Source organism: Streptomyces sp. NPDC015139 (assembly GCF_043079785.1).
Lineage (GTDB): Bacteria > Actinomycetota > Actinomycetes > Streptomycetales > Streptomycetaceae > Streptomyces > Streptomyces albidocamelliae.
Window position 1 is genome coordinate 368142 of sequence record NZ_JBIBUW010000003.1, and the last position, 14758, is coordinate 382899.

General features: G+C 71.3%; 12 protein-coding genes. 6 read left to right on the plus strand and 6 right to left on the minus strand.

The features are described 5' to 3' along the window. Nucleotides 1-15: 15 nt before the first annotated feature. Genes ACF08B_RS10415 through ACF08B_RS10425 form a run of 3 tightly spaced genes read right to left on the minus strand, consistent with a single transcriptional unit; the run spans nt 16 to nt 4553 of the window. Complete coding sequence (locus ACF08B_RS10415; RefSeq protein ID WP_392316966.1) at nt 16-801, minus strand: ribonuclease BN; 786 nt, start codon at nt 799-801, stop codon at nt 16-18. Then, complete coding sequence (locus tag ACF08B_RS10420) at nt 798-3527, minus strand: cation-translocating P-type ATPase (RefSeq protein WP_392316967.1); 2730 nt, start codon at nt 3525-3527, stop codon at nt 798-800. The genes ACF08B_RS10415 and ACF08B_RS10420 overlap by 4 nt, the downstream gene beginning before the upstream one ends. 45 nt (nt 3528-3572) lie before the next feature. After that, nucleotides 3573-4553 (minus strand): polyphosphate kinase 2 family protein, encoded by a 981-nt coding sequence (locus ACF08B_RS10425; RefSeq protein ID WP_392316968.1) that lies wholly within the window; start codon nt 4551-4553, stop codon nt 3573-3575. A 174-nt stretch (nt 4554-4727) separates the two neighbouring features. Here ACF08B_RS10425 and ACF08B_RS10430 point away from each other — a divergent pair, with 174 nt between their 5' ends. Then, on the plus strand, nt 4728-5870 hold the full coding sequence (locus ACF08B_RS10430) for a PP2C family protein-serine/threonine phosphatase (protein WP_392316969.1): 1143 nt from the start codon (nt 4728-4730) through the stop codon (nt 5868-5870). 27 nt (nt 5871-5897) lie between these two features. On the opposite strand, the gene ACF08B_RS10435 is transcribed toward ACF08B_RS10430, so the two are convergent. Continuing rightward, complete coding sequence (locus ACF08B_RS10435) at nt 5898-6857, minus strand: DUF4331 family protein (protein ID WP_392316970.1); 960 nt, start codon at nt 6855-6857, stop codon at nt 5898-5900. Between the two features lie 180 nt (nt 6858-7037). On the opposite strand from ACF08B_RS10435, the gene ACF08B_RS10440 reads away from it, so the two are divergent. Next, nucleotides 7038-7721, plus strand: a complete 684-nt coding sequence (locus tag ACF08B_RS10440; protein WP_392316971.1) for a DUF899 domain-containing protein — start codon at nt 7038-7040, stop codon at nt 7719-7721. Between the two features lie 59 nt (nt 7722-7780). Here ACF08B_RS10440 and ACF08B_RS10445 read toward each other — a convergent pair whose 3' ends face one another. Then, nucleotides 7781-8458 (minus strand): GAP family protein, encoded by a 678-nt coding sequence (locus ACF08B_RS10445; protein WP_392316972.1) that lies wholly within the window; start codon nt 8456-8458, stop codon nt 7781-7783. Nucleotides 8459-8867: 409 nt separating this feature from the next. Here ACF08B_RS10445 and ACF08B_RS10450 point away from each other — a divergent pair, with 409 nt between their 5' ends. The 4 genes from ACF08B_RS10450 (at nt 8868) to ACF08B_RS10465 (ending at nt 13155) form a co-directional block, all read left to right on the plus strand. Next, nucleotides 8868-9095 carry a ferredoxin gene (locus ACF08B_RS10450; RefSeq protein WP_392316973.1) on the plus strand — a complete coding sequence of 76 codons (228 nt, stop codon included), beginning with the start codon at nt 8868-8870 and terminating at the stop codon, nt 9093-9095. Continuing rightward, the gene (locus ACF08B_RS10455) at nt 9092-10486 is read left to right on the plus strand and encodes an NAD(P)/FAD-dependent oxidoreductase (RefSeq protein ID WP_392316974.1); all 1395 of its coding nucleotides are present in this window, start codon (nt 9092-9094) and stop codon (nt 10484-10486) included. Before ACF08B_RS10450 ends, ACF08B_RS10455 begins: the two co-directional genes overlap by 4 nt. Nucleotides 10487-10499: 13 nt before the next feature. Next, the gene (locus ACF08B_RS10460) at nt 10500-11720 is read left to right on the plus strand and encodes a cytochrome P450 (protein WP_392316975.1); all 1221 of its coding nucleotides are present in this window, start codon (nt 10500-10502) and stop codon (nt 11718-11720) included. Nucleotides 11721-11790: 70 nt separating this feature from the next. After that, complete coding sequence (locus ACF08B_RS10465) at nt 11791-13155, plus strand: FAD-binding oxidoreductase (RefSeq protein ID WP_392316976.1); 1365 nt, start codon at nt 11791-11793, stop codon at nt 13153-13155. A gap of 47 nt (nt 13156-13202) precedes the next feature. Here the strand turns inward: ACF08B_RS10465 and ACF08B_RS10470 are convergent, their stop codons facing one another. After that, nucleotides 13203-14660 carry an APC family permease gene (locus ACF08B_RS10470; protein WP_392316977.1) on the minus strand — a complete coding sequence of 486 codons (1458 nt, stop codon included), beginning with the start codon at nt 14658-14660 and terminating at the stop codon, nt 13203-13205. Nucleotides 14661-14758: the final 98 nt, after the last annotated feature.

The window sequence follows — 14758 nt, forward strand, 5'->3', positions numbered from 1 at the left end:
CGGGCGCGCGGCCCCTCACCGCCAGGCGCGCCCCACGATCGCGCCCAGGTGGATGACCACGCCGACGGCGACCAGCCACGACAGGATGACCATGACGACGCCGATGGGGCCGTACTTCTCCTCGTTCGCCACGACGGCCGCCGAGAAGTAGTGGGCGGAGAAGACCCCCAGGCCGGTCCAGCACACGCTGGTGACCAGCGCCGGAGGGAAGAGGACGCGCCAGCGCACCGCCCCGGCGAGCAGGACGTACATGCTGCCCCACCAGAAGGCGGCCGCCCACAGGAAGCCGGCCAGGCCGGGCAGGAGCCATCCGCCGAGCACCCTGCCGAGCGCGGCCTGCACGGCGACGTAGACGAACAGGCCGATGAGCCAGGCGAGTCGGGCCGCGGTGTTCCGCGTGACGCTCCCGGGAGCGTCGAACAGCATCAGGTACCAGCTCTGGAGGGTGCCTGCCACGGCCATGACGCCGAGCAGCAGCAGGACGGCGCTGGTCCCGGTGAGGGTGTACGAGTTCGTCGTGGGCGCGAACAGGGTCGACAGGGCCTCGGCGGCCTGCTGGTCCAGTCCCAGCCAGCCGGCGACCACCTCGGCCGCCTCACGGCCCGACGCCGCCGTGATGATGATCAGGAACGGGAAGAAGCACAGGAGTGCCAGGGCGGCCAGCTGGAAGGAGTGCCCGAAGAAGTCGACCGCGGCGAGGCGCCCCCACAGCCGGCCCGGACCGCTCTCGTCGAACCGGCGGCCCGCCTCCCGCCATCGCCGGTCCGCCTGCCGCCACAGGGCACGCCACGACCGGCTCACTTCCGTACGCTCGGCCCGCCGGTCCATCGCACGAGCCACTTGCCGAGCTCCCACAGGACCAGCAGGACCAGTGGCGCCACCAGGGTCCAGGCGAACTCCGGGAGGTCCAGCCGGGTCGTGCCGAGCAGCCGGCGGAAGGCGTCCAGCTGGGTCACCAGGACGGCGAGGACGAACTCGACGAACATGGCCCAGTTCATCTGCTTGCTGTCGAAACTGGCCGTCGTGAGCACGGTCTCCGTCTCGCTGCGGCACTCCAGCGCGGCCACGACGAGGCACAGCGCGAAGGAGGTGAACGCCATCGACTGGCCCACCGCGACGCTGCCGAAGCGGTCCTCGCCGAGCTTGATCAGGGACAGCAGGGCGATGGTGATCACCAGGCCGGAGAGTCCGACCGTGACCATCACGCTCCTGGTCAGCACGGGCATGCCGCGGGGGCGGGGCCGGCGCCGCATCAGGCCCGGGCTCTGCCGGTCGAAGCCGAGCGCGAAGCCGAAGGCCGCGTTGACGAAGAAGTGGATCCACAGCACCTGTGCCGGGGTGAAGGGCTCCCCCGCGGCGATGTTGAACACCGAGGCGCCCAGGAACGTCAGGACGAAGATGACGAGCAGCACCAGCACGAAGCGGATGTACTTGGTGAGGTTGTCGTAGATCTTCCGGCCCTGCTCGACGGCGAAGACGATGGTGGCGAAGTTGTCGTCGGAGAGCACCATGCGCCCGGCGTTCTTGGCGACCTCCGTGCCGGAGCCCATGGCGATCCCGATGTCCGCGGCCTTGATGGCCGGGGCGTCGTTGACGCCGTCGCCGGTCATGGCCACCACATGGCCCCGCTGCTTCAGGGTGTCGGCGAGCAGCACCTTGTGCTCGGGGGCGACCCGGCCGACCACGCCGATGCCGTCGATACGGGCGAGCCGCTCGCTCTCCGGCAGGGCCGCGAAGTCCGCGCCGAGCATGGCCTCGCCCTCGATCCCGAGCTGCCGGGCGATGGCGGCACCCGTGACGACGTCGTCCCCGGTGACCATCCGGACCCGGATGTGCGCCGCCTGCGCGTCGGCCACCGCCGCCCGCGACTCCCCCCGCGGCGGGTCGACCATTCCCACCAGGCTCGTCATCTGCAGCCCGGTGACGTACCCGAGCAGGTCGCCCTCGGGGTCGAAGTCCGCGGGGTCGAGGTCGCGCCGCGCGGCGGCCATCACCCGCAGGCCCGCGCCGCCCATGCGCTCGATGTGCTCCTGGGCCCGGCGGCGCGCCTCGGCGTCCCACGGCACGGCCGTCCCCTTGGCGAGCGCGGTGGCGGCCCGGGCCGTCACCGCGGGCGCCGCCCCCTTCACGAAGCACCGCACCACGGGCCGGCCGGCCTCGTCCGTGGCCGGGGTGAACGTCGCCATCAGCTTGTACGCGGGGTCGAACGGCAGGGTGGCCAGCCGCGGGAACCGCTCCCTGGTGGCGTCCATGTCCAGTCCGGCCTTGTGGCCCAGCACCAGCAGGGCGCCCTCGGTGGGGTCCCCGACCACCTTGCCGTCCACGAGCCGGGCGTCGTTGGCGATCAGATACGGCAGGATCGCGTCCTCGATGCCGGGCGAGCTGCCCACCGCGTGGTGGACCTTGCCCTCCAGGCCGTACCCGGTGCCGGAGACGGTGTAGCGGTCGCCCGGATCGACGACCTCCACGGCCGTCATCTGGTTCATGGTGAGCGTGCCGGTCTTGTCGGAGTTGATCGCCGAGGTGAACCCCAGCGACTCCACCGACGGCAGGTCCTTCACGATCGCCTCGCGCCGGGCCAGATCGACCCCGCCCAGCGAGAGGATGGTCTGGGTCACCGTGGGCAGGGCCTCCGGGATGGCGGCGATGGCCAGGGAGACCGCACTCACGAACAGGGCGTCCCACGCCTCACCGCGGCTCCGCCCCAGGACGAACATCACGATCATCGTCGCTCCGGCCGCACCCGTGATCCACAGGGTGAGCCGGTCCAGTTCCCGGGTCAGCGGCGAGGGCTCGCGCGGCGTCGCCGAGAGCATCCCGGATATCCGGCCGAGTTCGGTGTCCGCCCCCGTCCCCGTGACCACCACCGTCCCGCTGCCGTGGGTGACCGGGGTGTTCATGAACGCCATGTTCGTCCGGTCCCCGGGGCCGAGGCCGGCCCCTGCCAGTACGCCGGACCCCTTGGCGACCGGCACGCTCTCGCCGGTCAGCGCCGACTCGTCGATCTGCAGCGCGTGGGCCTCGACGATGCGGCCGTCGGCCGGCACCTCGTCCCCGGCGGCGATCAGCACGACGTCGCCGACGACGACCTCCTCCGCCGGGATCCGCGACTCCGCACCGTCCCTGCGCACCCGGGCGGTCGCCTTCATCATCGACTTGAGCGCGTTCATGGCGCTCTCCGCCTTGCCCTCCTGGCGCATCCCCACCACCGCGTTGAGGACCGTCAGCACCAGCAGCAGCACCCCGGTGGCCCACTCCGCGATCACCAGGGACACCACGGCCGCGCTCACCAGGACCAGTTGCATGTAGCTGCGGTACTGCGCCAGGTAGCGGCGCCAGCCGGGCAGCGGCTTCTCCTCCGGCAGGGCGTTCGCGCCGTGGAGGCGCAGGAGTTCCGCCGCCCGCGCCGACGACAGCCCCTCGGCCGTGTCCACCGCGAACGCGGCGGCGACGTCCCGCGCCGGAAGTCCGTACCACTCCCGGCCCTGCTCGGCCTTCCCCTCCAGGGCATCCTTCTGCACGGTCATGACACGTCCTTCCGGTCCGCCGTCACCCGCTCGGCATCCCGGCCGCTACCCCTTGCCGCCGGGACGCCCGCTCTTCCTCCTGGCCTTCGTGCCCGAGGCCGCGTACGGGTCGGGCGCCGCCCCCTCGGGCGCCTCGGCCTCCAGCTCCTGCCGGACCCCGGCCAGTTCCCGGCGGGTCTGCTCGCTGACGCGCGGGTACTGGGGATCGATGTCCATCAGGGTGTGCACCAGCACCGAGGAGGCGCACAGCCGCGCGAACCACTTGTGGTCGGCCGGAAGGACGTACCAGGGCGCCCATTCGGTACTGGTGGCCGACAGCATCTGCGAGAAGGCGCGCTGGTAGTCGTCCCAGCGGGCGCGTTCACGGACGTCCGCCGGTGAGAACTTCCAGTTCCGCTCGGGCACGTCGATGCGCTTGAGGAACCGCAGGCGCTGCTCCTCCTTCGACAGGTTCAGGAACAGCTTGACGATCCTGAAGCCGTTGTCGCTGAGGTACCGCTCCCAGTCGTTGATCTCGCGGTAGCGCCGCGCCCACACGTCCGGCCCGCGAGCCGACTCGGGCAGGTTCTGCCGGGTCAGGTTCTCCGGGTGCACCCGGACCACCAGGACCTCTTCGTAGTGGGAGCGGTTGAAGATGCCGATCTCGCCGCGCCGGGGCAGGCGGCAGGCGTAGCGCCACAGGTAGTCGTGGTCGAGTTCCTCGGACGAGGGGACCTTGAACGAGGACACGGTCACGCCCTGGGGATTGACCCCGCTCATCACGTGCCGGATCGTCCCGTCCTTGCCGCCGGCGTCCAGCGCCTGGAGGCACACGAGCACCCCGTAGGTGTTCTGGGCGGCCAGCCGCCCCTGGTAGTCGGCGAGCAGCTCGGTGCCCGTCCGCAGCAGCTCGACGCCGTCCTTCTTCTTGTGGACGCCGGCCCGGTAGCCGGGGTCGAAGTCCGTCGTCAGGTCGACGCTCCGGCCGGGCTCGACCCGAAGCGGCTGGATGAACTCCGCCATGCGGGCAGCTCTGTCGTCGGCCATCCGTCGCTCCCCTTCCCACACCCGGCCCACCGGCCGCACCTCGTGCCCCGTCACCGTGCACCCGCAGAATCGCCCCGCCCGCCGGTGACCGCCTCACCCCCGGGGGGTGGTTCGGGCCCCCCGTGGCGCGGGGCGCGAGTGGAGCCGCGGGGCCGGGCGAGGCAGGCTGGGGGCATGAAGTCGCTCCTGCGCGCGCCGGGAGCAGGCGGCCGGGGCCGGATCCTGTTCACGCTGATGCAGTGCGTGCCCTTCGCGATCGCGCTGGCCGTGCTGGTCATCGAGCTCACACCCGCGCACTTCATCTACACCGGCCCGCTGCTCACCGCCGTACCGGCGCTGGCGGCCGTGACGCTCGGGCCGAGGGGCACGGCCGCCGCCGCGGCGCTCGCGCTGGCCATCAGCGTGGCCACCGCCGCCTACAACAGCGCCTGGGGCACCTTGCAGGTCTACACCAATTTCCTCGCCCTGGGCCTGGTCACCACGGCCGGCTTCATCACGAGCAGCGCCGTGCAGGCGCGCAGACAGCGCGAGCTCGACCAGGTCCGCCGGATCGCCGTGGCGGCCCAGGACGTCGTACTGCGGCCCGTGCCCGCGCGGCTGGGCCCGGTGGCGGCGGGCAGCCTGTGCCTGGCGGCGGGGACGGGCGCGCGGGTCGGCGGGGACCTGTACGAGGCCGTGGAGACCCCGTTCGGCGTCCGGATGATCGTGGGCGACGTCCGGGGCAAGGGACTGTCCGCGATCCGGGCCGTGGCCGTGGTGCTGGGCGCGTTCCGGGAGGCCGTGCACTACGAGGACGAGCTCGTCGAGGTCATGAACCGCTGCTCGGCCGCGCTGCGCCGGGAAGTCGCCAAGCCGGGCGCGTACGACGAGGAGGTGCTGCTGGAGGGGTTCATCACGGCGCTCGTCGCACAGGTGCCGAACGAGCCCGTGGTGCAGGTGGTCAACCGGGGGCACCCGCCGCCGCTGCTGCTCCACGAGGGCAGGACGACGCCACTGCTGCCGCCCTCGCCGCTGCCGCCGCTCGGCCTGGAGGACCTGGTCGCCGACTTCCCCGACAAGCCCGACAGCTATCCGTTCGCCCCGGGCGACCGGCTGCTGCTGTACACCGACGGCGTCATCGAGGCGCGCGACGGGCAGGGGGAGTTCTTCGCCCTGCCGCGGGCCATGGAAGGGATCGGCGGCGGCACCGCCCCGCAGGCGTTCCTGGAGCAGCTGCACCGGGCGCTGGTCCGGCACACCGGGGGCGGCCTCGCGGACGACGTGGCGATGATCCTCGCCGACCGGCGGGCCGGCGAAGACCGGCCGAACTCCCGTTAGCCGCGGTCGTGTCGGAGACGGCCCGGGTCAGGAGACGGGGTGCGGGTGCCCGAGGTACGGGAACTCCGCCAGCAGGTCGGTGTGCGGGCCGATGTGGTCGTCGGTGACCTTCCCGCCCGAGACCATCGCCAGCCGCGCGGAGGTGACGTCGTCGGTGAGCGTACGGCCGTTGGGATAGGCGGCGGGCTCGGTCCGGTCGTACCGCAGCACGTCCGGCAGGACGGTGCGCAGCGCCTTCTCCGCCTCCGCGGGGCCGTAGCCACCGGTGTGGGCGAGAACGGCGCTCCACGGCTCCCGGTAGGTGTCCCAGTCGTCGGCGGGCTCCCCCTCGTTGTACTTCTCCTTGGCGTCCTCGGCGTTGAAGTACGCGGTCAGCGACGGGTGGGCGCCGCGGTCGACGGAGACGAGCCGGCCGTCCTGCCGGAGGCTGACGCGCGCCCACACCCCGATCGGCCCCTCGCCGAGTTCGGTGTCGGGCACCTCCAGCACGATCCCGAAGACGTTCTTGTCGATTCCGAAGTCGTTCCCGGTCCACTGGAAGCCGGCGACGATGCCGTCCAGGTCGGCGAAGAAGGGATCGCTGCGCAGCCCGGCGGAGAACCGGAGGCCCTCCCCCGACACGACATGGGGTTTCGCCCCGAAAGCGACCTCGGCGCCGGAGACGACGGCCTCACCGCCGGGTTCGTGGTCCCGGGCGGCGGCGCCCGTCGCGCGGTGGACGGTGACCGTCTGCCGGCCGTCCGCGGGCGCCGAGAAGACGAAGCTGTAGGCCAGGTCGGCGACGTCGTCCCCGTCGAGGTCCACGTCGATCCGGTACACCGCGTCCGGATGGAACGCCTCTCCCTGGGTCGGCGCGAACGGATTGACGTTCATGATCAGAACGGTGCGCCCGCTCTCCGCCGCCGGGAAGACGAACACGTCCGTGAGGTCGAGGCGGGCGTCGCCCTTGGGCGAGCGCAGATCCGGTCCGCTGAGATGGTGCGACATGGTGGCCTCTCGGTGAGCGTGCGACCCCCCTGACACCGCCCGGGCAGCATCAGGAAAACACAGCTCCGAGGCCTCGGCACCCGGGCTTCGCGTCCCCTCGGCCGGCGACCGATGAGTTCCGGAGCCCGGCGGGGTCCACCCTGGGCAAGCGAAGTCCGCGCACGAGCTCTGTGAGGAACCATGACCGACCGAGCACTGCCGCCCGTCGTCGACACCGCGACCTGGAACCGCGAGCTGCGGGCACTGCGTGCCCGGGAGAAGGCCGCGACCCGGGAACTCGACGCCGTCGCCGCCGCACGCCGCCGCCTGCCGATGGTCGAGATGCCCGACTACGTCCTCGAAGGCGAGGACGGCCCCGTCCGGCTGGCCGACGTCTTCGGGGGCAGGAGCCAGCTCATCGTCTACAGCCACATGTGGTCCGCCGGCAAGGAATGGCAGTGCCCCGGCTGCACGGGGTTCACCTCGCAGTTCACCCGCCTGGAGTTCCTGGACGACTACGACGCGCGATTCGTCGTCGTCACGCAGGGCCCGATCAAGGAGGCGCTCGCCTACCGGCAGCGGGTGGGCAACCGGATGACCTGGTACTCGACCGCCGGCAGTTCCTTCGGTGCCGATGTCGGCGCGCCGCCCGACGGAGGATTCGCGGTCAACGTGTTCCTCCGGGACGGCGACACGGTCTACCGCACCTGGCACACCGACGGCCGGGGCACCGAGCAGCTCAGCCACACCTTCGCGCTGATCGACCTCCTGCCGTACGGACGCCAGGAGCAGTGGCAGGACTCCCCCGAGGGCTGGCCCCAGTCGCCGACGTACAGCAGGTGGCCGGCCTCCGAGGACATCGCCGCGCGCTACGGGACGCCGTAGGACCGGGGCCTCGCGCCGCGCGCCGGCCTGCCGAACGGGACCGGCCGGCCCGGCACCGGTCAGGAGACCAGCACGTCGATGCCGTCGCCCAGCAGCTTCAGCCCGAACACGAAGAACAGGACGGCCATGACAGCCGTGTTGTGCCGCGCCGCCCACTCCTTCCAGTTGCCCAGCGTGCCCCGCGCCCGCTCCCGCATGACCAGGTAGACCACGAGGGGGGTCAGCAGCCCCACGGAGGCGATGACCACGAAGATCGCCAGTGCGGCGATCTGCTGTCCCACGGGCAGCCCGGACGAACTGATGGACGCCGCCGCGGCGATGGTCAGCGGGGCGTTCTTCAGGTTCCCCGCCGACAGCAGGAGGGCGAGGAGGAAGATCTTCACCGGTGTGAAGCGGTCGATCGTGGCCATCCACGCGGGCAACTGCGCCTGCGTGACGTCGGCAGGGCGGTGACGCCACAGCTTCACGCCGAACAGGGCCAGCGCCAGACCCAGCGCGAGTTTGAGAGCCCCCACCCACACGGCCGGCTGCCCGTCGCTCTCGGCGTCCCCCTGACCGCCGATGGCCAGCATCACCCCGCCCAGGACCGAGAGCCCCACCACCCAGCCCGCGGTGAACACCAGCCCGTTCACGCGTCCGTGGGGCGTCGCCAGCACGATGATGAGGGCGACGATCGGAAGGGGGCTGACGGCGACACCGGCCGCCAGGCCCAGCACATCGCCCAGCACTTGTCCCATGCGAACCTCCGGCACATCGAGGAGCCGCGCCGATCGCAGCCGTCGTGGAGGACCGACGACCGGACGTCGTCCCGGCCGCGTGCGCACGCGGCCGGCGAGAGAGCCTCCCTCGCCTGGAGTGCAGGCGATATGGGCGAGGGATACGCTTTTCTCACAACAAGGTCTGGTTCTCCGGGCTCACGTCTTCCGGGCCGGGGTTCTCCGGGCTCAGGTTCCCTGGGCGGTTCCGCGGACGCCGGTCACCTCGTACGCGGCGATCGATCTCCTCCGCGGAGACCCGGCGAAGGCGGTGCACTTCCTCTCACCGCGGCCGGGTGGCCTTCTGCCTCATCTTCTCACCGAGGCTCGCCGCGCGCCGCGTCGGCGCCGGCTCCAGGGCCCACGACTCGCAGTGCATGTGGAGGTCGGGATGAGAATTGTCGTTGATCTTTCCCGGTGTCAGGGGTACGCGCAGTGTGCGTTCCTGTCTCCGGACGCGTTCCGGATGCACGGCGAGGAAGCGCTGATGTACGACCCGACCCCGGACGACGCCCGACGTGACCAGGTCCTGCGCGCCGCGGCGGCCTGTCCGGTCCAGGCCATCCTGGTCGACCGGTTGGAGGGGCGGGACGTACCGGCGGAGGCATCGCGATCATGACCAGCGCCGACAATCTCCAGGCGTTCAAGCGCGACGGCCGCATCGTGATCGTCGGGGCGTCGCTGGCGGGGCTCCGGGCCGCGGAGACCCTGCGCGAGGAAGGGTTCACCGGATCACTGACCATGATCGGCGACGAGCTGGGCGAACCCTACGACCGGCCGCCCCTGTCCAAGCAGGTCCTGACCGGCTGGGTGCCGGCCGACGGCACGACCCTGCCCAGGCGCCGGGACATCGACGCGGAGTGGCTGCTGGGCGTTCCCGCCAGTGGGCTGGACCTGGCCGGCAACCAGGTGCGGCTCGCCGACGGACGCGAGATCCCCTTCGACCGGGTGCTGATCTCCACCGGGGTGCGGGCCCGGCCCTGGTTCGTGGAGAGCGAGGCGGCCCTGGACGGCGTGTTCGTCCTGCGTACGCGGGAGCACGCCGAGGGCCTGCAACGGGCCATCGCCGCCGGCCCCTCCCGGGTACTGGTCATCGGTGCCGGGTTCACCGGCTCCGAGATCGCCTCCATCTGCCGCGAACGCGACATCGCGGTCACCGTCGCCGAACTGGCGCCGGCCCCGCTGGTCGGCGCGCTCGGTGCCATGATCGGTGAGGTCGCCTCCGACATGCAGCGCGCCCACGGGGTCGACCTGCGCTGCGGGGTCAAGGTCACCCGGCTGGAGGGCGACGCCCAAGGACACTTCCGCCGCGCGCACTTCGACGACGGCAGCACCGTCGACGCCGACGTGGCCGTGGTGGCACTCGGAGGCATCCGCAACACCGAGTGGCTGCGCGACTCGGGACTGGCGGCCGGAGTCTGGGGCATCGCCTGCGACACGGGCTGCCGGGCCCTCACCCTCGACGGCCTGATCACCGACGACATCTTCGCCGCGGGAGACGTGGCACGCTGCCCGAACCCGGTCTACGAGTACCGGCTCATCTCGCTGGAGCACTGGGCCAACGCCGTGGAGCAGGCGGAGGTCGCGGCGCACAACATGGTCAGCGGCCAGGCCGACCGCTGGCCCCACCTGACCCTCCCGGTGTTCTGGTCGATCCAGTTCGGCGTCAACATCAAGTCCGTCGGCGTACCGACCTTCGCCGACGAGGTGGCCGTCACCCAGGGATCGGTGGCCGACCGCCGCTTCGTCGCCGCGTACGGCTACCGGGGCCGGGTCACCGCCGCGGTCTGCTTCAACAACGCGAAGTGGCTCGACCACTACCGGGGGCTGATCGAGACCGCCGCCCCCTTCCCACCGCCCAACCCCACTCCCGACCAGCCCGTCGACATGAAGCCGGTGCCCGTCGACTTCCCCGGACCCCAACTGCTCGCCCAGGGCGCCACGGTGGTCGTCACCGGTCACGACCCGGGCGAACGACGGGTCACGGCCGCGCAGCAGCACCACCGGTAGGAGGGAAGGCGAGATGACCACGACCGAGATGCCCGACACCCTCCACCGGATCCTCGACTACTCCTCCAGGTCCGACCCGTACCCGCTGTACGCCGAGCTGCGCAGGACACCGGTGGCGCGGCAGGAGGACGGCAGCTACGTCGTCAGCACCTACCGGGAGATCGCGGACCTGCTGCACGATCCCCATCTCAGCTCCGACGTGCGCAACTTGTCGCACCCGATGCCCGGGGCGGCGGACCGCGGCACGCCGTCGTTCATCAACGTCGACCCGCCCGAGCACGACCGCCTGCGCCGCCTGGCGATGCGTCACTTCGGCCCCCCGCACACCCCGGGACTGGTGACCGGGCTGGAACCCGACCTGACCGCCACGGTCGGCAGCCTGATCGACGGCTTCGCGGGCAAGGAACGGATCGACGTCGTCGACGACTTCGCCTACCCGTTCCCCGTCACCGTGATCTGCCACCTGCTCGGTGTGCCGCGCGAGGACGAACCGCGGTTCCGGCTGTGGGTGAACGACCTCATCGACGCGATCGCCTACGACCCGAAGACCGACCCGAAGGAGATCCTGGAGAAGGGCGTGCAGGCCCGCAAGGACCTGCGCGACTACCTCGGCGGGCTGCTGGAGCAGCGCCACGGCAAGCCGGGTGACGACCTGTTGACGGGGATGGCCAACGACGACGGGCCGGACGGGCGGATGACCGACGAGGAGATCGTCGCCACCGCCAACCTGCTGCTGATCGCCGGCCACGAGACCACCGTCAACCTCATCACCAACGGCATGCTGACGCTGCTGCGCCACCCGGAGGTGCTCCAGCGGCTGCGCGACGACCCGGACCTGGTCGTGCCGCTGGTCGAGGAACTGCTGCGCTACGAGCCGCCCGTGCACATCATTCCCTGGCGGGCGGCGTACAGCGACATCACCGTCGCCGACACCGTCATCCCCAAGGGCTCCCAGATCATGCTCATGCTCGCCTCGGGCAGCCGCGATCCGGGCCACTTCCACGAGCCCGACCGCTTCGACCCCGACCGGCGGGACAACGAGCACCTGGGGTTCGGCAGCGGCATCCATCTGTGCTTCGGCGGCCCGCTGGCCCGCCGGGAGACCCAGATCGCCCTCACCGAACTGGTACGCCGACTCGACCACCCCCGACTGGTCACCGACCCCCCGCCGTACCGCCGCAGCCCCATCCTCCGCGGCCCGATCCACCTGACCGTGGAACAGGGCACCGGCTGACTCCGAGCGGGCCCCCGCCGGTCGAGGGACGGGGGTGCCTCGGTCGGGTCATCGCGAAGGAACCGAGAGCGTGGAGTGTTCACCGGCGAGGCTGACCGGTCGTGTCGTACGTCCCGGCGATCCCGGCTACGCCGGGGCGAGCGCCGGCTGGGACGAGCTGTTCGTCCACTACCCGTTGGTCATCGTCTACGTCCGGACGACGCAGGACGTGGTCAACGCCCTCACCTGGGCGAGGCAGCACGACATGGCACTGCGGGTGCGGAGCGGCGGCCACAGCCTCGAGGGCTGGTCGAACGTGGACAACGGCATGGTGATCGACGTCAGCGAACTGAAGTCGGTGCGCATCGACCCCGCCGCCCGCACCGTGACGGTCGGCGCCGGGCTCACCCAGCTGGAAGCGGTGACCGCGCTCGCGGCGGAGAATCTCGCGGTGACCACCGGAACGGAAGGCAGCGTGGGCCTGGCAGGCGCGACGCTCGGAGGCGGCTTCGGCTTCCTCACCCGCTACCTCGGCATGGCCTGCGACAGCCTGATCGGCGCCGAGATCGTCGTCGCGGACGGCACGGACGGCGCCGAGGTGATCAACACCGACCTGGAGAACCACTCCGACCTGCTCTGGGCCCTTCGCGGTGCGGGCAACGGCAACTTCGGGATCGTCACGTCCCTGACCTACCGGGTGACTGCGCTCAGGAGCGTCACCCATGTGCAGGCGGCCTGGGACGGCACCGGGGACATGCACGGGGTCTTCGAGGCCTGGCAGCGCACGGCACCGTTCGCCGACGACCGCCTCGGCACCCAGCTCGAACTCCGCAGGAACCGGACCCTGCTGTTCGCGGTCCTCGCGGAAGGGACACCGGCGGAGGCGAGGAAGCTGCTGGCTCCGATCCTGTCGGTCGGTGACCCGGACCTCACGGTGCAGGCCGGCAACTGGGGCGACGTGTATACGGCGTTCCAGATCCCGGCCGAGGAGGATCCCGCGAACTGGAAGTTCTGCTCGCAGTTCACGAGCACACCGTTCCCGAGGACGGCGATCGGCGTGATCGCCTCGTTCGTGCGCGACGCGCCCACGGACGACAGCAACTTCTTCACCCAGGCCTTCGGCGGGGCCGTCAGGAAGAGCCCCCGCGGTGGTACGTCGTTCCCCCACCGCGACGCGCTCTTCTACTCGGAGCCCGGTGCCGGCTGGGGACGACGCGAAGTCCCGGGCAGCGGCGACGGACTGACTCCGCGCGCCCAGGCCTGGATCGCCGAGTTCGGCCAGGCACTGCGGCCCTACGTGAACGGCGCCTACGTCAACGTTCCGAACATCGGCGTGCAGAACTGGGAGACCGCCTACTGGGGCGACAACGTCGAGAGGCTGCGGGAAATCAAGGCACGGTACGACCCTCGGAACGTGTTCCGGTACGAGCAGAGCATCCCGCCCGCACTCCGCTGACCGGCGACGACCGGCATGGCGGGCGGGCTTACCGCGGGAACACCGGGTCAGTGCTCGAAGACACTCACGTCTCCGGGCTCGGTCTCCAGCGCCGGGCGGTTGAACAGCAGCAGGCCGAGGAAGAACAGCCCACCCGCGACGAGCAGGCCCACCACGATCAGCACCGGCACGAGCGCCTCGGCCGGCGACACCAGGACGACCAGGGACGCCAGCGTCCACACCAGCGCGCAGACCGCGACCGGCAACTCGAACCGCCCGAGGTCGAACGCGCCCTTCCTGCGGTCCAGTCGGCGGCGCACCGCCAGGTAGAGGACGATCGTCGCGCCGTAGATGACCGCAGGAAGGATCGTGGACGCCGTGATCAGCTTCAGCAGCGCGGCGCCCGGCAGCGCGGCCATCAGGACGACGCCCACGACGAGGATCAGCACCGTCGCGGGAACCGGCGTCCGGGTACGGGGATTGACCCGGCGCATGAGTCGGTGGGCGGGGAAGCGCCCGTCGCGCGCCATCGCGAAGACCATCCGGGAGCACGCGGTCATCACCACCGTCCCGGCGCCGAAGAACGCGACGGTGATGGCCACCAGGAGCACGCTCTCCATCGGCGGCCCCAGCTGCTCACGCATGATCGCCGCGACCGGCGACTCGCTCGCGGTGACCCGCGGGATGTCCTCGATCGCGATGGTGAGACAGATCAGGAACACGATCCCCAGGACACCGGCGGCCACGACGGACCCCACGATCGCGCGCGGCACGGTACGGAAGGGGTCCTTGGCCTCCTCGGCGAGGTTCGCCGCGGAGTCGAATCCGACGAGCGTGGCGAGCCCCATGATCATCGCGATCATCAGCCCGCCCCCGACGTCGAAGTAGTGCGGGGCGTGCTCGGTGACGCCGCGCGAGGTGAGGTTGCCCACCGCGCCGTGCCCGGTGACCGCCACGGCGATGGCGAGGGCGAGCGCCACCACCACGACCAGAGCCAGCTCCAGGCCCACCGCGGCCGTGTTGATCACGCTGACGATGCGGGTGGAGGCCACCACGATCACGGCCTGGACCAGCAGGAGCACCAGGGTGATCACCCGCGCGGTGTCCTCGTCCGGCCGCATGCCCACGAGCGGCATGAACGCCTGACTGGCGAGGGCGTTGTCGATCGCCACCACCGCGATGGCCAGATAGCAGAAGCTCAGCCAGCCGAACCCCCAACCGACCTTGGGGTTGGCCAGCCGCGAGGCCCACTGGTACGACGAGCCGCTGAGCGGGATGCGTCCCGCGAGCTGCGCCACCACCAGGGCCACCAGCACCTGCCCGACGGTCGCGACGATCCACAGCCAGATCCCGACCGGCCCGGCGTTCTGCAGCACGTCGTCGTAGGTCGAGAAGATGCCGACCGCCACCGAGATGAACGCGAACGAGATCGCGAACACCTGGAAGGGGCCGAGCGTCCGCTTCAGCTCCTGCTGATAGCCCCCGAGGGCAGCGGAGTCCTCGTCCCTCTCCGAGCCCGCCTCCACCACTCCGGCACCCGCCTTCCGCCCATGACCGCACTTTCGTACATCTAAGGCATATGCGGAGCACTCGCGCACGCGGAAGATCGGCGCCGACCCGCCGG